Origin of the sequence: Maribacter orientalis, from assembly GCF_900109345.1 — a bacterium.
Lineage (GTDB): Bacteria > Bacteroidota > Bacteroidia > Flavobacteriales > Flavobacteriaceae > Maribacter > Maribacter orientalis.
This window is the reverse complement of the sequence record NZ_FNZN01000004.1, coordinates 468,033-485,166: the sequence shown is the minus strand read 5'-3', so window position 1 is coordinate 485,166 and position 17,134 is coordinate 468,033. Positions and strand designations below refer to the sequence as shown.

At 34.0% G+C, this 17,134-nt stretch carries 19 protein-coding genes and 1 tRNA gene; 7 read left to right on the top strand and 13 right to left on the bottom strand.

All coding sequences use genetic code 11. The annotated features are described in order from the left end of the window. Positions 1–53: 53 nt before the first annotated feature. From BMY56_RS11770 to BMY56_RS11755, 4 genes are all read left to right on the top strand, one after another. Positions 54–716 carry a metal-dependent transcriptional regulator gene (locus tag BMY56_RS11770; RefSeq protein WP_091624322.1) on the top strand — a complete coding sequence of 221 codons (663 nt, stop codon included), beginning with the start codon at positions 54–56 and terminating at the stop codon, positions 714–716. A 29-nt stretch (positions 717–745) separates the two neighbouring features. Continuing rightward, the gene (locus tag BMY56_RS11765) at positions 746–1,567 is read left to right on the top strand and encodes a ZIP family metal transporter (RefSeq protein WP_091624320.1); all 822 of its coding nucleotides are present in this window, start codon (positions 746–748) and stop codon (positions 1,565–1,567) included. Between the two features lie 122 nt (positions 1,568–1,689). Further along, entirely contained in the window at positions 1,690–2,130 is a 441-nt protein-coding gene (locus BMY56_RS11760; RefSeq protein ID WP_091624317.1) for a hypothetical protein, read from the top strand. A gap of 59 nt (positions 2,131–2,189) precedes the next feature. Next, the gene (locus BMY56_RS11755) at positions 2,190–2,612 is read left to right on the top strand and encodes a DUF2141 domain-containing protein (RefSeq protein WP_091624315.1); all 423 of its coding nucleotides are present in this window, start codon (positions 2,190–2,192) and stop codon (positions 2,610–2,612) included. A 6-nt stretch (positions 2,613–2,618) separates the two neighbouring features. Here BMY56_RS11755 and BMY56_RS11750 read toward each other — a convergent pair whose 3' ends face one another. Then, entirely contained in the window at positions 2,619–3,026 is a 408-nt protein-coding gene (locus BMY56_RS11750) for a TonB-dependent receptor plug domain-containing protein (protein ID WP_091624312.1), read from the bottom strand. A 72-nt stretch (positions 3,027–3,098) separates the two neighbouring features. Between BMY56_RS11750 and BMY56_RS11745 the strand changes: the two genes are divergently transcribed. Continuing rightward, the gene (locus BMY56_RS11745) at positions 3,099–3,485 is read left to right on the top strand and encodes a DUF423 domain-containing protein (RefSeq protein WP_091624310.1); all 387 of its coding nucleotides are present in this window, start codon (positions 3,099–3,101) and stop codon (positions 3,483–3,485) included. A gap of 2 nt (positions 3,486–3,487) precedes the next feature. Here the strand turns inward: BMY56_RS11745 and BMY56_RS11740 are convergent, their stop codons facing one another. The 4 genes from BMY56_RS11740 to BMY56_RS11725 form a co-directional block, all read right to left on the bottom strand. Beyond that, positions 3,488–5,026, bottom strand: coding sequence for a carboxypeptidase-like regulatory domain-containing protein (locus BMY56_RS11740; RefSeq protein ID WP_091624307.1), 1,539 nt, complete (start codon positions 5,024–5,026; stop codon positions 3,488–3,490). A 288-nt stretch (positions 5,027–5,314) separates the two neighbouring features. Next, positions 5,315–7,513 carry a ferrous iron transport protein B gene (gene feoB / locus BMY56_RS11735; protein WP_091624303.1) on the bottom strand — a complete coding sequence of 733 codons (2,199 nt, stop codon included), beginning with the start codon at positions 7,511–7,513 and terminating at the stop codon, positions 5,315–5,317. Continuing rightward, positions 7,510–7,755, bottom strand: coding sequence for a FeoA family protein (locus BMY56_RS11730; RefSeq protein WP_091624300.1), 246 nt, complete (start codon positions 7,753–7,755; stop codon positions 7,510–7,512). Before BMY56_RS11730 ends, feoB begins: the two co-directional genes overlap by 4 nt. A gap of 115 nt (positions 7,756–7,870) precedes the next feature. Further along, entirely contained in the window at positions 7,871–8,545 is a 675-nt protein-coding gene (locus BMY56_RS11725; protein WP_091624297.1) for an SCO family protein, read from the bottom strand. Positions 8,546–8,707: 162 nt separating this feature from the next. Between BMY56_RS11725 and rseP the strand changes: the two genes are divergently transcribed. Next, the gene (rseP, locus tag BMY56_RS11720) at positions 8,708–10,060 is read left to right on the top strand and encodes an RIP metalloprotease RseP (RefSeq protein WP_091624488.1); all 1,353 of its coding nucleotides are present in this window, start codon (positions 8,708–8,710) and stop codon (positions 10,058–10,060) included. Between the two features lie 81 nt (positions 10,061–10,141). After that, positions 10,142–10,215 (top strand) — tRNA-Asn (locus tag BMY56_RS11715). A 135-nt stretch (positions 10,216–10,350) separates the two neighbouring features. On the opposite strand, the gene BMY56_RS11710 is transcribed toward BMY56_RS11715, so the two are convergent. The 8 genes from BMY56_RS11710 to BMY56_RS11675 form a co-directional block, all read right to left on the bottom strand. After that, positions 10,351–11,283, bottom strand: a complete 933-nt coding sequence (locus tag BMY56_RS11710) for a hypothetical protein (protein WP_091624295.1) — start codon at positions 11,281–11,283, stop codon at positions 10,351–10,353. 9 nt (positions 11,284–11,292) lie between these two features. Further along, positions 11,293–12,015 (bottom strand): hypothetical protein, encoded by a 723-nt coding sequence (locus tag BMY56_RS11705; protein ID WP_143057816.1) that lies wholly within the window; start codon positions 12,013–12,015, stop codon positions 11,293–11,295. Positions 12,016–12,027: 12 nt separating this feature from the next. After that, a complete protein-coding gene (locus tag BMY56_RS11700; RefSeq protein ID WP_091624290.1) occupies positions 12,028–12,513 on the bottom strand; it encodes a DUF3592 domain-containing protein in 486 nt (161 codons plus the stop codon). A 12-nt stretch (positions 12,514–12,525) separates the two neighbouring features. Beyond that, complete coding sequence (locus BMY56_RS11695; protein WP_091624287.1) at positions 12,526–13,146, bottom strand: hypothetical protein; 621 nt, start codon at positions 13,144–13,146, stop codon at positions 12,526–12,528. A gap of 17 nt (positions 13,147–13,163) precedes the next feature. Further along, complete coding sequence (locus tag BMY56_RS11690; protein WP_091624284.1) at positions 13,164–13,763, bottom strand: hypothetical protein; 600 nt, start codon at positions 13,761–13,763, stop codon at positions 13,164–13,166. An 11-nt stretch (positions 13,764–13,774) separates the two neighbouring features. Continuing rightward, positions 13,775–15,838: a hypothetical protein gene (locus BMY56_RS11685; protein WP_091624281.1), complete on the bottom strand. Its 2,064-nt coding sequence runs from the start codon at positions 15,836–15,838 to the stop codon at positions 13,775–13,777. A gap of 12 nt (positions 15,839–15,850) precedes the next feature. Next, positions 15,851–16,621, bottom strand: a complete 771-nt coding sequence (locus BMY56_RS11680) for a hypothetical protein (protein ID WP_091624278.1) — start codon at positions 16,619–16,621, stop codon at positions 15,851–15,853. Positions 16,622–16,710: 89 nt separating this feature from the next. Continuing rightward, positions 16,711–17,130, bottom strand: a complete 420-nt coding sequence (locus tag BMY56_RS11675) for a hypothetical protein (RefSeq protein ID WP_091624275.1) — start codon at positions 17,128–17,130, stop codon at positions 16,711–16,713. Between the last annotated feature and the right edge of the window lie 4 nt (positions 17,131–17,134).

The following is a 17,134-nucleotide window of genomic DNA, read 5'->3' as shown; positions in this document are numbered from 1 at the left end:
AAAAAATTGTTTTTACGTATAAAAATGTATTTTTGTTATTATATTATTTTGAAATGACCTTATCAGAAGAAGATTATATAAAAGCGATTTATCATCTAAGTCAAATAGATAGTAAATCAGTGGCTACCAATGCTATTGCAGAACAAATGAAGACGAAACCATCGTCTGTGACCGATATGGTAAAAAAATTATCAGAGAAGTCATTAGTAAAATATAAGAAGTACCAAGGTGTATCACTTTCTGAAAAAGGTAGACTCGTGGCACTTTCCATTATACGTAAGCATCGCCTTTGGGAAGTTTTTTTGGTGGATAAACTGAATTTTTCTTGGGATGAGGTTCATGAGGTGGCAGAGCAATTAGAACATATAAAGAGTGATGCTTTAATTGATAAATTAGATGCTCATTTAGGATTTCCGAAGGTAGACCCACATGGTGATCCGATACCAAATAAAGAAGGATTTTTCACTAAGTCGGTGAAAAAATTAATAAGTGAATTACCTGTTTTAAGTGAAGGTGTATGTGTTGGTGTAAATGATTCTTCTGTTACTTTTTTAAAGTTTTTAGATAAGAATAATATTGCTTTAGGCGACACATTTAAAATTTTGGATAGAGAAGAATTCGATGGTTCTGTTACCATTTTAACAAGAGTTGGGGCTATTCGTATTTCAGAACAGATAGCGTCAAATTTATTTTTAGAGATTGTAGATGAGGAGTAATAATTTTTATTAGTAATAATTTTTAATTTATGGAACAAATAATCAGTTATTTTGAATCTATAGACCCGGTTTTAGCTGCATTTTATGCGACGTTATTTACTTGGGGACTAACTGCAGCTGGCGCTGCATTAGTGTTTTTGTTTAAAACGCTAAATCGTGCAGTTTTAGATGGTATGCTCGGCTTTACAGGGGGTGTTATGGTAGCAGCCAGTTTTTGGAGTCTGTTGGCGCCAGGTATAGAAATGAGTCCTGGAGAGGGGTTTGAAAAAGTAATTCCGGCAGCTGTTGGTTTTCTACTTGGGGCTGCATTTATTTTCGGATTGGATAAAATATTACCGCACCTTCATATCAATTTTAAAGAAAGTGAAGCAGAAGGGGTAAAGACACCTTGGCATAGAACGACCTTGCTTACCTTGGCAATAACCCTTCATAACATTCCTGAAGGATTGGCCGTTGGGGTGCTTTTTGGTGGGGTGGCAGCTGGTTTTGATGGTGCCTCAATTGGTGGTGCTGTCGCTTTGGCACTTGGTATAGGATTACAAAATTTCCCAGAAGGGTTTGCTGTTGCCATGCCCTTAAGAAGACATGGACTTAGCAGAACTAAAAGCTTTATGTTTGGTCAGGCATCGGCCTTGGTAGAGCCTATAGCTGCCGTTTTAGGTGCTTGGGCCGTAATGACCTTTCAGCCTATTTTACCTTATGCACTTTCATTTGCTGCAGGCGCAATGATTTTTGTGGTAGTAGAAGAGGTGATACCAGAAACCCAGCAAGACAAATACACCGATATTGCTACAATGGGTTTCATTGGTGGTTTTATAATTATGATGACTTTAGATGTTGGTTTAGGTTAGAGTTTATAGAATAAAATCACTCTAAATAAAACATTAAATGTGTTTGTCATTGTAAGAGTAATTTAATAGCACTTTTACCGTTAAAGCAGTTAGAGGTTATAACAATAAACTTTTAAGAATTTATGCGCTTGACTAAGAATCATTGGATTTGGACAGTTTTGTTAATAGTAACTGTAATCCTCTGTGCTGCAATATTAATACTGCACTTTAAAAACTGGATTAGTAATGATAGCCAAAGTCTTAAGTTGAGGTCAGGTTTTTATGCTGTAGAGATTCCCTACAGCGAATTAGATAGTTTGGTCATGGTTGAAAGAATTCCTCCTATGGAGCGTTTAAATGGTTTTTCGGCCCTAGAAAAAGAGAAAGGAATTTTTAGGGAGTTTAAAGATTCGCTAACAGATAAAAAAGTGTATGTATTTGTCGATAACATAGATCAGAAGAAAGTGAAATTGGTGTATAAAGATTCGACTTATTTATATTTCAATCTGAAGGATTCGGTAAAAACTATCAACCTTTTAGATGAGTTAACCGCCAAAATGAATTCGCTACGTACTCCTAATTAGTTGAAATAAAGAATATGGCATCAAAATTGGAATTACTTTTAAAATTGATTTTTTGAAGTATGATACATAAGAATTTCTTATTACTCTTCCTTTTTGTAGTGATTTCAAATATGATTAATGCACAGCATAGTCTTAGTTTGAATATTGATGGTGTAGCTTCTGAAGAAGGGTATATATGTTTCGCTATTTACAACAATGAAAGTTCTTTTTTAAAGTTTGATAAGGTATATAAATCTGGCTCAGAGAAAGCCGTCAAAGGGAACACTGCTTTTCATATAACTGATTTGCCAGATGGTGAATATGCCATTGCAATTTTTCACGATGTAAATGATAATAAAAATCTAGATACGAATATACTCGGCATCCCTAAAGAACAAGTTGCCTTTTCGAATGGTAAAATGAAAATGTTCGGTCCACCAAAATTTGAAGAGTGTGTATTTACCTTTAATTCTAATATGGAAATGAAAATTAGCCTTCAGTAATTCCTATTAATAACTTACTATTTTTATTACTCCATTCGATCCTTGAGAACCGTAACTGGCAGCATCTGCACCGGTTAGAATGGTAATTTTTTTTATATTATAATTATCGATAATTTCGTTAATCGAATGAAAAGAATTGCCAATAATTTGATTATTGAGAACATATAACGGTTCTTGATTTCCTGCTGATGCGAATGAATTGGCTGTTTTATTTATGACAGGTAAATTATTATGAAGTACAACACCCCGCATTTGGGTTATACGCTGCAATAAAGATACATTTGCTCTATTTCTATCTTTTAATTCATCATTTAATGAAGTAGAATCTGTGTTGTTATTTGTCTTTTTTGTTGTTCCACAACTACCTAAGATAACCATTGCTGCTATTAGTAATACTGGTATTGATTTTTTCATAATTATAGGATAATGTATGAGTTAATATATGAATTTAAAAGGCGATGACAGTATCTTTGAAATAAAAACAATATGGTTTTAGTAGCACAGTTAGTTGGGGCGTTGTTAGGTATGTTGGCGGTAATATTTGGTGCCTTTGGAGCCCATTTACTAAAAAAAACATTTTCGGTAGATCAGTTAAGTAGTTTTGAAACAGGGGTAAAATATCAAATGTATCATGCTTTGTTGATTCTAATGCTCAGTTTTAATCTCAATCTAGAAAGCTCTTTAGAGAAAAGTATGTTGTTCTGTTTTATGATTGGAACATTTCTTTTTTCCTTTAGTATTTACGGACTTTGTATTAGCGCTGCTAAAGGGAAGAAATTCAAAATTCTTGGTCCTATTACCCCATTGGGTGGACTCTTTTTGGTAATCGGTTGGGGATTATTAATTTATCACTTTATTAAAAACATAATCTAAGGCTATTCTGAAGATGTAGCGGAAAATTCTTTTATAGCTGTATTTGGTTCCATAATAGCATAACCCTTCCAGAATTCTGGGTCGTATTTTGGCATATATGTGGGTGATACGGCGTTGTTTTCTGTGAAAGCATCAAAAGTTGCCTGACTTATACTTTCCGATTCAAAAATGATTACTTCATTTTTTTCTACGTTATTAAATACAAAGTCCATATTGCCAGATAATTCGTTTTGTTTATTTCTACCTTTTACTACTTTGTTTTTTTCAATTATTTTTAAAGGTCTTTTTATACCGAATCGCTCACCTGTTTCAGATTCGAAATATCGAAGGCCATAAAAACCATTCGAGCCTTTATTGTAAATGATTTTCCCTTTTGAAAGGTACTTGTTAGCTGAAATGCCCAGCAAATTGAATTTTTTAACGGGCTTCACATTAGTATAATCGACTTGTAGCAGTGCAAAATCATCTGCATTTACATACAGTGTGCCTTCATAATCGGCAGCTCCACTAGGTTGAAATGAAATTACGTAAACCGCATCATTTCCTAAATAGGTAAATTCTTGTAACGCAAAATCATATTTTCTGGATTTCGAAATAAAGTTTAAATCAGAATCTTCTTGTGTAGGTAGTGTACTTAAAATACCGGCCAAATTATTCCTTCTCCATTTGGCGTAATTTTTTTCTTCTTCTTCCTTATTTTTCTTTTTTTCTTCAAGCTCTTTATTAACTTCTGCAACATCTGTAGAGTCAATGTCTTCTTCGAATAGCTGATTTACTTCATCAGCATCTATTTTGAAGGATAAAAGCCCAGACTTGATCTTAAAATAAGATCCAGGTTTCACGTTGTCTTTAAGAATATCATTGAATTTTTCTTCTAATTTTTCATAATCTAAATCGGTGCTTTTGTCAAATAGCTTTGACGCTTTTAATAAATCGAGCTTTTGTGCTTCGGTATTGAAATTACCATATAGGTCACCAACTATTTCAGAATAATAGCTATCATTTTTGGGTACACTAGATATTACACTATCTATGAATTGTTGGTTTAAAACATCAATGGAAGATTTTTTTATTTTAAAATTGCTTTGTGTCCAACGATGAGAACTAGATTCTCTATGAAAAAGTCTTTTTTTGGTAAGGTCATTAGTATAGTTCTTTTCTAAATTATCCTCCACCAATTCCATTATCTCATCAGCTGTATAATTTTTGTTTGATACAATGACTTCCCTTAATTCGATTGCTTTAGGTGTGAGTAATATTCTATTGGTAATAAATTCAGATATGGGTTTAGAGAGAGTTTCATAGCCCATGGAAGAAATAATTAAGGAATCAGATTCTGCTATAGTTTCATTTAATATGAAATTAAAATTTCCATCTTCATTGGTGATTACTCCTTTTTCTTTTAATTGAACAGTAGCGTAGGGTATGGGTTGTTGGCTTACGCTATCTATTACAAATGCACTTAAACTCTGTGACTGTACATTAGATATGCTGGCGATTAAAACGATATAAAGTGATACGAGTAGTCTTTTTGTATTCATAGGTTCGATTATTGCAACGCAAACTAGACGAACCAATGTTAGAAACGTTACAGTTTTGGAAACCGTTAGGAACGTTTTAGAATTTATTTAACTAAATAATAAATCTTGTTGAATGTGCAATGAAGAATAAATCAAACTTAATGGCAGCCACAATCATCTTGCCCACATGCTTTTGAGCTGGACTTTTTGCCTGACCAAATTGATTTTGGAAGAAAAAATTTGGAAACTAAATAACCTACGGAGATTGCTAGTGTTATGTAAACTAATATGTGTTGTAAAGTGTCCATTTTATTTTAATAATTGATAAGCTATTAAAGCAACAAGATACGCAAAAAGACTCATGAAAACTAGTTGTCCTGCTGGCCATTTCCAAGAATTTGTCTCTCTTTTTACAACAGCTAATGTACTCATACATTGCATGGCAAAAGCATAGAATAAAAGCAGGGAGATACCAGAAGCCAAATTAAAAAGTGGTTTTTTAGTTATTGGGTTAACTTCTGCAGCCATTCTGTTTTTAATAGTTTCTTCCTCATCATTGCCTACGCTGTAAATTGTTGCAAGGGTGCCTACAAAGACTTCCCTTGCAGCAAAAGAAGTAAGTACTGCAATGCCTATTTTCCAATCATAACCCAATGGTCTTACAATAGGTTCTATTGCTTTTCCCATGTAGCCCATGTAAGAATGTTCTAGTTTATAGCTTGCAATCTCTTGGCTTATGGCCCGCTCTTCAAGTTCTTTTTGTTGCAGTGCTGCAGAATCTGTATCTGATTCTAAACCAGTATTTAAATCGTTTTGGTTGTTTTCAAAATATATTTCACTACTACTGCTAAAGCCTTGTTCTTTAACCCTATTGGTTACAATTGTTTCTGCATTCTTGAATTCATCAGAAAATCCGTTGGAACCTAGAAACCATAGAATAATTGAAATGGCAAGAATGATTTTACCCGCTCCAAAAACAAAGCTTTTAGTTTTTTCAAGAACTGTATACCCAACATTTTTAAGCAATGGTAATTTGTAATTGGGCATTTCAACAACAAAAAATGATTTACTCTTAATTTTTAATATCTTATTTAAGATAAGTGCAGAAAAAATGGAAGCCCCAAAACCTAATAGGTACAAAAGCATAAGGGTCAGCGCTTTGTAGCTTAAACCTAGAAGGCTACCTTCTGGTATGACCAATGCGATAATAATCAAATAAACAGGTAGTCTAGCAGAGCACGTTGTAAAAGGGACAACCAATATGGTAATGAGCCTTTCTTTCCAGTTTTCTATTGTTCTCGTAGCCATTACCGCGGGTATGGCGCAGGCAGTACCAGAAATTAAAGGCACAACACTTTTACCGCTTAAACCAAAAGGACGCATTATTCTATCCATTAAAAAAACAACCCTACTCATATAACCTGTCTCTTCAAGTAATGCTATAAAGAGGAATAAGAAAGCGATCTGGGGAATGAATATTACGATACCACCAATACCAGCTAAAATACCTTCTGCGATAAGGTTGGTAAACACGCCTGGCGGTAGCGTGTCTTTTACCCATTCAGTGGCAGAGGCAAAGAAACCATCAATCAAATCCATTGGGTATTCACTCCATCCATAAATAGCTTGGAAAATAGTCAAAAGAATTAATAAGAATATGACGTATCCAAATACTTTATGGGTCAATACTTTATCTAAAGTTGCCCTAAAGCCTTTGGCAGCATTAACATCGACCTTATAGGTCTCTTTTAGAATGCCATTAATAAACTGGTATCTTAAAATGGTTTCTTTTTGTTGAAGCCGTTTTAGTTCAGATTTCGATTTGGTCGCAAAAGAAGAGGCGTCTTTAAATAACTTCTTTTCTAAAGGCATGAAATTGACATCTTGTGTGATGACCAACCATAATTTGTAAACATCCTCTTTAGGAAATGTCTCGCGAAGTTTCTCAAAATATTCTGGGGCAATTACAGAAGTATCTACATTTTGTGCCTTTGAAAGATTTTTGTAATCTGCAATTAACTCTCTAAGCTTATCAATACCTGTTTCTTTTCGGGTACTTACCAAAGCAATTTTGCAGTTCAGTTTCTTTTCTAATAAATCAATATCTATCGAAATGCCTTTTCGAGACATACGGTCGGCCATATTAATTACTAAGATGGCAGGTATTTTTAAATCTTTTATTTGGGTGAAAAGTAGAAGGTTTCTCTTTAAATTCTCTACATCAGAAACGACAACGGCAACGTCTGGGTGGTCTTTGTCATTTTTATTCAAGAGAAGTTCTACGGCAACACTTTCATCTAACGAGGTGGTATTTAAACTATAGGTACCAGGTAAATCTAATATGTGTGCTTTTACACCTCTAGGTAATTTGCAAATACCTTCTTTTTTCTCAACAGTAATACCAGGATAATTACCGACTTTTTGGTTGAGACCGGTTAATTGATTAAAAACCGATGTTTTACCTGTGTTAGGATTCCCTATTAGGGCTACATTGATTTGTTTGCTCATATGATCGCATTGTCTTCAATAATTTCAAGAGCTATATGAAGTGCCATTTCTCTTCTAATGGCAATATGAGATCCATTAACATTAATATAAATAGGATCCTTTAATGGTGCTACTTGTACCAGTTCTACTACATTACCAGGCAAACAACCTAGTTCAAGTAATTTTATAGGTAAAAAATCTTCAGTGAATTCTTTAATAATTCCCTTTTGGCCTCTCCTTAAATCTGCAACGGTAGTTTCCAATCTTTATTTAGATTCATTATAAGTAAGGCAAAAGTAAAGGAAATATTTTAATTAGGGATTAATATCCTATTAAAATAAGCGGACTTTCTATGCCTTATGCTCAGTAGTATTCGATTTATTCTTGATAGGACGCTCTAAGAATTTCAAGGTCAGTCAAAAGTTGTTTTATATCTTCTTTATTGGTGCCGTCGTAAAAGCCACGTATTCGCTTTTGTTTATCGACAAGGATGAAATTTTCGGTATGTATCATATCGAAAGGTCCGCCATCACCATCAGTCTTAACAGCCAAATAGGATTTACGTGCAAGGTCATAAATTTGTTTTTTATCACCAGTAAGCAAATTCCATTTACTATCATCAACACCTTTTTCAATGGCATATTTTTTTAACTGAGCTACAGAATCAATTTCTGGGGTTACCGAATGAGATAATAATAAAATGTCATCATCACCAATAATTTCTTTTTGTATATCTGCCATGTTTTTGGTCATTATAGGGCATATGGTAGGACAAGTAGTGAAAAAGAAATCGGCGATATAAATTTTATCCTTGTAGTCTTCTTGAGTAATAATTTTTCCGTTTTGGTTAGTCAACGAAAAATCTCCAATAGTATGGTACTTTCTAATATGTTGAATTTCTTCAGAAACTAATTCTGAATTTACCATTGCTGGCGAATAAATGGGTAGTAATTTTTTAGGTACCAGGGCGTTGTAAAAAAGGTATACGATAACACCTGAAATTAATAGGAGTACCAAACCAAAAAACTTGAATTTAGCGAAGAAAGACCGCATATTTATTTTTTGTAAAGGTACGTTAGGGTACAATAGTTTTCAAGTGAATTGGTGTCTTTAGCTGATAAATTATTCTTAAAATATGTCGACCTTACCGTGTTTCTTTTTTTAAGCGGTTGTAAAAATGTACTTTTGTCCGATTTTAATTTTCAGGAAAAAAGAATGAGCCCCATAATAATAAAGACGATACAATTTTTTTTAAGCCTTTCAATACTTATAGTACTACATGAGTTAGGGCATTTTATACCAGCAAAATATTTTAAAACAAGAGTAGAAAAATTCTACTTGTTCTTTGATGTGAAATTTGCGCTTTTCAAGAAAAAAATAGGAGAGACGGAATACGGTATTGGTTGGTTGCCTTTAGGCGGATATGTGAAAATATCTGGTATGATCGATGAAAGCATGGATAAGGAAGCCATGGCCGAAGAACCGAAGGAGTGGGAATTTCGAAGTAAACCGGCTTGGCAACGTTTAATTATCATGTTAGGTGGTGTAACTGTTAATTTCGTATTGGCCGTTATAATTTTTATCGGTTTAGCTTTTACGTACGGTGAGCAGTATATTTCAAATGATGGTTTAAAAGATGGTGTCTGGGTAACAGATACAAACTTAGGAGATGCGTTAGGTATTAAAACAGGAGACCGATTTGTTGCGATTGATGGTAAAGAAGTAGAGAACTTACAGACGATACCTTACGAATTGGTGTACGGTGAAAAATTCACCATTGAAAGAGACGGCAATAAAATTGAAAAGGAAGTTCCTGTAGATTTTATTGAAACGATATCGGCTAACAAAGAAAATGCTAGGTTTATAAGTCAAAGAAGTCCTTTCATTATAAATAGTGTTCCAAAAAATTCCCCAAATTCAACAACAGGCTTTGAAAAGGGAGATGCATTGATTGAGATTGAAGGTAATACTGTTGAATATTTAGACCAAGTATCCCCTTACTTGGAAGAAAATAAGGGAAAAACCGTAAATCTGGTTGTAAAACGTAATGGAACCAATGTTCCGTTACAAGCAAAAATATCAGATGAAGGTAAATTGGGTGTGACTCTTGGTTTCGATACTATGGAGGAATATGCAGAGAAAGGTTATTTTAAAGTTGAAACTTTAAACTATACCTTTTTAGAGTCTATACCAGCAGGATGGAACAAAGGCGTTAAAACACTTACAGACTATATCAAAGGGATGAAGAAAATATTCAACCCAGATACGGGCGCCTATAAAGAAGTTGGTGGCTTTGCTGCCATTGGGGGTATGTTTCCAGATACATGGAACTGGCCAGCATTTTGGGCTACAACAGCCTTTATATCCATTATTTTAGCGTTTATGAATATATTGCCTATTCCTGCTTTAGATGGTGGTCATGTTATGTTCTTACTATATGAAATGGTTACCGGTAGAAAGCCAAGTGATAAGTTTTTAGAGTACGCTCAAATCACAGGATTCTTTATTTTAATAGCGCTTTTACTGTTCGCAAATGGTAACGATCTGTATAAATGGTTATTTAAATAAAAAAACAGCATTTATTTATTTGGCGAGTTTCAAAAAACTACTATATTTGCACCCGCTTTAGGAAACTAAAACGGGTTATTTTCCTCCTTAGCTCAGTTGGTTAGAGCATCTGACTGTTAATCAGAGGGTCCTTGGTTCGAGCCCAAGAGGGGGAGCAAAAAGCGAAAACCTTATCAGAAATGATAAGGTTTTTTTGTTTTAAGACATTAAGTTTAAATCGATTAAGATGATAACCAGGTGTTTTAGTTATAAATAGGATGAAATTCTTTTGTTCTGACTATTTATAGTAGCTATTCTACTGTTGACCTGAAAAAATAAGTAGCCTCCTTAGGAATAGCATCTACGATTGTGTGTTCATGTTTTTTATATCGAGACCTATCTTCTTCAGGGGCATTCGGAAACTCATATGTTCCTATAACTTCGGTTTTTACTAAATTCCAACCAGGTTTAAAACTTAGGTCATAGGTAACATTGGTTTCTACCAGCAATGGGCTTCCTGTATTGCTTAAATCTCCTTTCCAATTTTCATTGGCCTTTATTGCACAAGCTTCATCCACATATACCCATGATAATAGATACCCTTCATCACCAAAATATAAATCGCCCGGTGTCAACAGGTTTCGAGTTACTTTTACTGAGTTGCCGAGGGTTAAAATGCCTATTTGTTTCTCATTTTGATAGACTAATATGTAGGAGTTAAGCTTAAAGCCTGAATTTTCATTACTAAATTGATATAAATCAGAATCGTGAATATCGAAAAAGGTATTGCTGTCTTTAAAGTTATTCAAAGATTTTAAAACAGGAACTTTGCTTGTTGCATTTAATACAATACTTCCATCAGAGTTAATAACTCCAACTTTAACATATTCTACAACATCTTTACTGGAGTCATAGCGATAGTTGTAAACAAGATCGGCTGCTCCATTCTGCCAATTTTTGAATGTATTATTTTCACTGGCTAGCGTATTTTTCCAATATTTATCTTCATTTTTAGCGGCCTTGGTAATAGAACTTGTTTTGGTATTGGTTTTCTGTTTTTGTTCAAGTCTTTTCTCCTTAGTATTGGCTTGCTGTAACATTTCTTCAAGATTCATGCATTCCATAATACTGTCACGCATTTTCAAAGCTCTGTCTATCATTTTTTGCTGTTCAGGAGTTTGTGAGAAACCCATGTAACCAATAAAAAAAAGAAGTATTAATAGTATTCGATATGTTGATTTCATATTTTTATTTTAAAAGTATTTGCCAATCCACCTTGTGTTTTGTGGTACAGATTGTGTGGAAGAAACCTTTATGGTTCTGGGCTTCAATATGTTGTCAAAAACTCCTTCTTCGTACATGCTTGGTATTTTATGCTCAGTAACGCTTTCAATTTTATATTCAATAAAATTAAAACCTGCTTTTAAATGTAAGTCGTAAGTGTAGATGGTTTCTACCGGATCGTTTTCTACATAAGTGACAGTAGAAGTGCATTCTCCTTGATAATTAAAATCTGACTCGATGTAAATCAATTCAAAATAAGAGCCTAGAACAGCATCTATAGCACCATAATCTTCCAACCAGGGCACTAAATTTTCATCGGTAACCATAAATAATAACCCCGAATACGGATTCTCTTTTGTACGTAATGAAATATAACCGGCATTTACTGCTTTACAATTTTCCTCTTCCGAAAGTATATCATAACTATTATCACATTTTGAAAATAAAGTGAAAGCTGCATCCGACAAGAAATTGGCTTTTGTTTCATCAGAAATAAAATTCAAATCTTTTGGAAATTTGAAATTCAACGCTCCCGTATCTGAGATAGTACCTATCGCTATCGGACTGTCCATACCAAAGGAGAACAAGACCAAATCCATTGCTTTTAATGGGTGATTTTCAACAATAGATTCGGTTTGGGCTATGTTCATCTGAAAGGATAAAAGCATTAATAGTAAAAGTGATTTTTTCATGATAAATATGTTTTATAATTTAGAAACGTGATCGATTAATTTTACCAGTAAATAGGGATTGTAAAAGGATATAAATCCTAGCGCAAATAGCAAGAATAATAGTGCTAAAGCACCTAGTACACCATCCATTCGCCCAGGCTCTAAGGTTGCTATTTTATGATTTGATGGATTATAGTAGACAACAACTTGCTTTCCTTCAGGATATGTATCCATTAAATTAGAAACTTTTTTAACATTCAGTGTTTTATAAGAATTATAGAAAAAGGGTTTGTAGCCTTGGTAAGTAGTTCCATTTATTTCATAGGTAAATAAGAAATCTAAACTCCTGGGCATTCGAAAAATTATTCCCTTCATTACCTTTCCATTAACCTTTGGCCATTGCATGGATTGTTTTGCCCACCAAAAAAGTCGCAACTTCATCACTAATAAAGGCAATACTACCAATTGTAAAATAATACCCGCCATTTCAAATTGACTAAGAAACTCCAAGTATCCCATAATTGCTCATATCTATTTGTTAAATTCTTTAAAGCGTTTTAGATTATCAACACGTATAGCATCCCATAGTGCATCAACATTCATCCCTTTGCCTTCTAGCGTTACATAAAAGCGATTGTCGTAGAGAAACCTAAGTTCAGCCTGATAATCTGATTTGGTATCTTTATCTCTATCGGTGCCAAAGGTTAATATTCCATTTCGTTCTTTTTTTGAATATCTTATGGTGTTATTATACTCTGAGGTTATCTTATTTAGATGTAACATTTTTAAAGGAATTATAGCTCCCATAACATTTTCACCCGCTGCATCTAAAATTTCCATTCGTATAGTGCCATCTCCAAAACTCCCGACAACAGTTTTATCGCCAGTGATTCTAGGTTCTTGTGAGTCTAAGTTTAGTGGCCCCAATTTTTTGGGATAGGCCTCCAATAATTGCTCATTGGACAGTAGGGTTTTTGTACTTAAATCTTTCATTAGAAGATCATATCTTTCATTGATATCATCATTTTTGCCTGTTACCTCGTTCATTAATCCTTCCACAATCTTGGATTCATTAGCTTCTTTTGAATCTGGTACATCTTTACAGGAAACCAAAAGCACTATTACAAGTGACAGTTTTAGTAATTTTTTCATTTTTTTATTTAAAAGGTTTAATTAAATTGATCTAGTTTTTTAAGATTTTCAAAGTCAATATAGGACCATAATATATCTGCATTATCAGGACCTAGGAGTGATATTTTAAATCGATTGTTGTAAATAAAAGAGATTTGATTTCGTTTAATCTTAGGCTGTAAAAAAGCAATGGTTTTGTAGCCATCTCGATCTTTATATACATATTCTGTTTCTGGTGGCCCTTGATTCTTAAATTTTAAGCTGTCAAAAAAATTTCGAACGATAGCCTTTGAACCTGCTCCATCTTCAATAGAGAAATTATATGCGTTATCTAAAGAGCCATAACTGCCTGTAGCCATTTGTTGATTTCCAGGATAAGCATACATACTAAAATTAGCGAGTTTATTTAAACGCTCAGGTAAAAAAGGCAACAGTTCTTTACTGCTTAGAGGTGTTAACTTTTTTAGTGTTTTATAGTCAGCCTTTTGACTTTTACTATCTTGGTACGAATTGGTTAATACCTCTTCCTCTACATTTTCTGTAGCTGAAGAAATTGAGCCTCTTTTTGTCTCTTTAGGGTTTTCATTACAAGAAATTATAAGCAACAAAAGACTCAGTACATAAAATTGATTTTTCATAAGTATATATATTAATTAAATGACGGTATAGAAAAAATTTGCGCATTGGGTACTATTATCCGTTGTTGTTCATAGTAATAATGTATGTCTGCCCCATTTTCAACTAAAGATTCTAGTCTTTTTTGATTATCAAAAGTGATGGTAAGCCTTCCGTCATAAATAAAAATTGATTTTTCAGAACCAATACCGCCACTAATTTTTTTCGCCTTCGGCTCTTTCTCTAGCATAGAAATAGTAACCTCGGCTGCAAAGCCAGGAATTTTGTGCATTACCGATCCTTTATTCATCTTTAAGCCTGCAAAATCCATATCTATTGGAACAAGTTTCGTTATGGCACTAAACATTTGTAATAACTTAGTTTTCATCCACCCTTTGCCAGGAATGTTCATATATATGTAGCCTTCCTCATCTGAATATAAGGTCTGATTTTCTGCTGGATGAGTCATTTTAAGCCCATAATTATCGGCATCAAAAAACATATTTATAGTTCCGTCTGGTGACTTCATGACAATGCGCATATCGGAGCTTCCCGTGCTCACATTTATACTTTGATACCCATAATTTTCTTCGCTAAAATGAAAGAAGGCTTCCAGTTTTACCGAACTGTTTTTTTTCAAGTCTTTTTTTAGCTTCGTCCTTTTAAAAGTGACTAAGGTTGTTTTTTCGTTTTTACCCGTTGTAACATCTATTGCATCATACGGATCATTATTGGGCAAAAAGGCAACATGATCTAGCACCGTAGTACCATCTACTTTTAATGAAAAGCTCATGCTTTTTTCCTCTATTTCTTGAGCAGTGTAGCCCAAAAATTCTAAGGTAAAACTAGCTTCTTCGGGTCGGTCGTCTTCAAAAACACCTTCAAATGGATATACCGTGCCTTCTTGTAGCTCTTTTTTCGTCTTTTCGTCTATAAAACTTATGGGTTCTATAATATGCATGGCATTGCCCTTGGATGCCATTTTTAAGTAGTTATAAACATCAACGGAATCGCCTCTTTCTTTTTCTTTTTTAAAATAGGGTATGTTTTTCTTTAGTTTAAGAGGCATGTTTTCGAATGCTGTAGGAGCGGTTTCCCCATATTGAAGCATTCTATCATACATATTATCAAAAGCCTTAAAGGCATCAATGGCATGAACAGTGTTCTGCCAATAAAAAAGCTGACCGTTTTGTAAAATATTGTCAAAGGTTATTTCTAGGTCCCCTTGTTGCCCTAATTGGCATGAGCTAAATATAAATAGTTTGTTATTGACCTCTGGATAAGCGTCTGAAAAGAACTTTGGTGTAAAAAATATTTCACCATATTCCAATACTATTCCCCTAACGTTTTTACTTTTAATTAAATCAAGTAATTTTTGACGCTCTTTCTTTTGGTAGGTTATACCCGTAGAAATGTAGGTACGGCAATTATTTGATAGCTCTATGCCACCTTCTGTTAGCTTGCAAGTTTTGCTGCCATGAGATGCAAAATGTACGACATCATAATCATTAAACGATAAATAGTCTTCAAACGAAATCTGTTGCTGACTCTTTGTTTTGTTGGCCTTGTAGGTTACTCCTCCTTTATAATTTCTGTTTTTTGGTAATTTGTTTAAAGGAACCAAAGGATCATCATCACTCCCAAAATACCAAACGTAAGGAGCCAAAATCAATGCTTTTTTATTTTGCCGATCTTCTCCACGTTGTGATCCTACGACATTACTAGTGTTTTCCTCCATCGTCCTTTTGTTGAGTATCATTAGTGGGGGTATAGCTTTGGTTACAGAACCTCCTCTAGTCAATGATGAAAACTCTTTGAGTTTAATTAACATGGTTGGGCCATTTTTAAGCCTAAAACTTAACAATTCGTCTCCTACGCCAATTTCTTGTAGTTCTGGGATTTGCCTAAGCTCCTTTACTAATTCCGACACCGGTTTTAGTTGAATGGTATCCAAAATGGCAAAGCCTTTTTGAATGACAGAATCTGGCATTTTTGAAAAATCTTCTATAATGCTATCAAGTAAGCTAGCCTGTTCTTTTTTGCTATCGTTGCAAGAAAACAAAACAAAGGAAATTACAATTAAAAATAGGTTACGCATCTTTTATTTGATTTAAAAGATTTTTACAGTAGGCTTTGCTGAGGAAGTTCTATGCGCGGAAATAATCAGTTTTGATTCGCCTGATCCAAACCACATGTACCCTGTAAAATCATCAAATTTTAACGCTCCATATTCAATATCTATTAAACCCGCATTCCAGCCATTATCAAGGTATAAATTTCCTTGAAACACTTCGGGTTTATCGTCTTTAATAATGCCTTTTACATCATAGTATTTTGTAGTAGCATCTACTTTGACCGAAATTTGTGCAAAGACATCGGTAAAGTTATTTCTCTTGTTACCGGTATCCAAGATTTTAAAGATATGTCCGGCTGTAGATTCCCAGGTTCCCGTCCAAGATGGTGTAGTTATAGTAGGTATATTGTTAGTTACAATCACGGGCATTACAGTTCCCCATTCTTTTTCACCGTTCCAATTTTCTGAACGCCATTTTGTATCTGTCTCCGATTTATGGTATCCATCAAATTTTGTTTTATCGGCGGAGAGAATAAATTGATATTCCCCGGTTGTTCCCAAACTATTTTTATTGGGTGTTCTGGCCTTATACGTATACCTTCCTATGAGCTTACCATCTTGCTCTCTGCCTTCTGTTAATTTACCATAGGGGAAAGTACCTGTATAGCTAGTTCCGTTTTTAGTTATGACTACTTTTCCAAATTTTGTATTCCATGCTCCAGACCAATGTTCTGTTTGGGCATATATAGTAAATGACATTAAGAATAGAATGCTTACGGTTGCTAATATTTTATATGATTTTTTCATGAGTATTTATTTTAATTTTTTATTACCGATGAATTCAAACTTTGCACATAAGTGTCTGGAATCTTATTTGATTTTGAATTTTAGCAACTTTAATTCTTTTTTTTAGACAGGGGTTTGCGATTTGTTGCTCTTTTGCCATTCCAATTTTCAGCTTGCCAATCATCCCTACCTTCGGGCATGTAATAGCCTTCAAATGATTTTAGATGGGCATACATCACAAACCAAAATTTTCCCGTTTTGCCCATTTTAATTCCAGTTTTATCCATTTTAACATTGGTTCTAGTATAGGTGCCTAGTAAATTTCCATGATCATACTTTCCGACTAAAACTCCATTAGGAAAAATTCCAGTATAACTTCCATCGCTCTTCTTTGTGATGTTCACTTCCCAATTGTTCCCTAAAAGTGTCGTTTCCCATTTTCCAGTCCAATCATGTATTTGTGCTTGTGTTGAAAATGACAGTAAGAAAACAATGCCTACTGTTACTAAAATTTTAATTGAATTTTTCATGATT

What these genes read in the sequence shown, in the direction of transcription:
- BMY56_RS11695 (WP_091624287.1), bottom strand. Translation starts at nt 13,146, where the DNA reads ATGAAAAAATTACTAAAACTGTCACTTGTAATAGTGCTTTTGGTTTCC.
- rseP (WP_091624488.1), top strand. Translation starts at nt 8,708, where the DNA reads ATGAGCCCCATAATAATAAAGACGATACAATTTTTTTTAAGCCTTTCA.
- BMY56_RS11765 (WP_091624320.1), top strand. Translation starts at nt 746, where the DNA reads ATGGAACAAATAATCAGTTATTTTGAATCTATAGACCCGGTTTTAGCT.
- BMY56_RS11710 (WP_091624295.1), bottom strand. Translation starts at nt 11,283, where the DNA reads ATGAAATCAACATATCGAATACTATTAATACTTCTTTTTTTTATTGGT.
- BMY56_RS11690 (WP_091624284.1), bottom strand. Translation starts at nt 13,763, where the DNA reads ATGAAAAATCAATTTTATGTACTGAGTCTTTTGTTGCTTATAATTTCT.
- BMY56_RS11760 (WP_091624317.1), top strand. Translation starts at nt 1,690, where the DNA reads ATGCGCTTGACTAAGAATCATTGGATTTGGACAGTTTTGTTAATAGTA.
- BMY56_RS11740 (WP_091624307.1), bottom strand. Translation starts at nt 5,026, where the DNA reads ATGAATACAAAAAGACTACTCGTATCACTTTATATCGTTTTAATCGCC.
- BMY56_RS11770 (WP_091624322.1), top strand. Translation starts at nt 54, where the DNA reads ATGACCTTATCAGAAGAAGATTATATAAAAGCGATTTATCATCTAAGT.
- BMY56_RS11755 (WP_091624315.1), top strand. Translation starts at nt 2,190, where the DNA reads ATGATACATAAGAATTTCTTATTACTCTTCCTTTTTGTAGTGATTTCA.
- BMY56_RS11700 (WP_091624290.1), bottom strand. Translation starts at nt 12,513, where the DNA reads ATGGGATACTTGGAGTTTCTTAGTCAATTTGAAATGGCGGGTATTATT.
- BMY56_RS11745 (WP_091624310.1), top strand. Translation starts at nt 3,099, where the DNA reads ATGGTTTTAGTAGCACAGTTAGTTGGGGCGTTGTTAGGTATGTTGGCG.
- BMY56_RS11685 (WP_091624281.1), bottom strand. Translation starts at nt 15,838, where the DNA reads ATGCGTAACCTATTTTTAATTGTAATTTCCTTTGTTTTGTTTTCTTGC.
- BMY56_RS11680 (WP_091624278.1), bottom strand. Translation starts at nt 16,621, where the DNA reads ATGAAAAAATCATATAAAATATTAGCAACCGTAAGCATTCTATTCTTA.
- feoB (WP_091624303.1), bottom strand. Translation starts at nt 7,513, where the DNA reads ATGAGCAAACAAATCAATGTAGCCCTAATAGGGAATCCTAACACAGGT.
- BMY56_RS11705 (WP_143057816.1), bottom strand. Translation starts at nt 12,015, where the DNA reads ATGAAAAAATCACTTTTACTATTAATGCTTTTATCCTTTCAGATGAAC.
- BMY56_RS11725 (WP_091624297.1), bottom strand. Translation starts at nt 8,545, where the DNA reads ATGCGGTCTTTCTTCGCTAAATTCAAGTTTTTTGGTTTGGTACTCCTA.
- BMY56_RS11675 (WP_091624275.1), bottom strand. Translation starts at nt 17,130, where the DNA reads ATGAAAAATTCAATTAAAATTTTAGTAACAGTAGGCATTGTTTTCTTA.
- BMY56_RS11750 (WP_091624312.1), bottom strand. Translation starts at nt 3,026, where the DNA reads ATGAAAAAATCAATACCAGTATTACTAATAGCAGCAATGGTTATCTTA.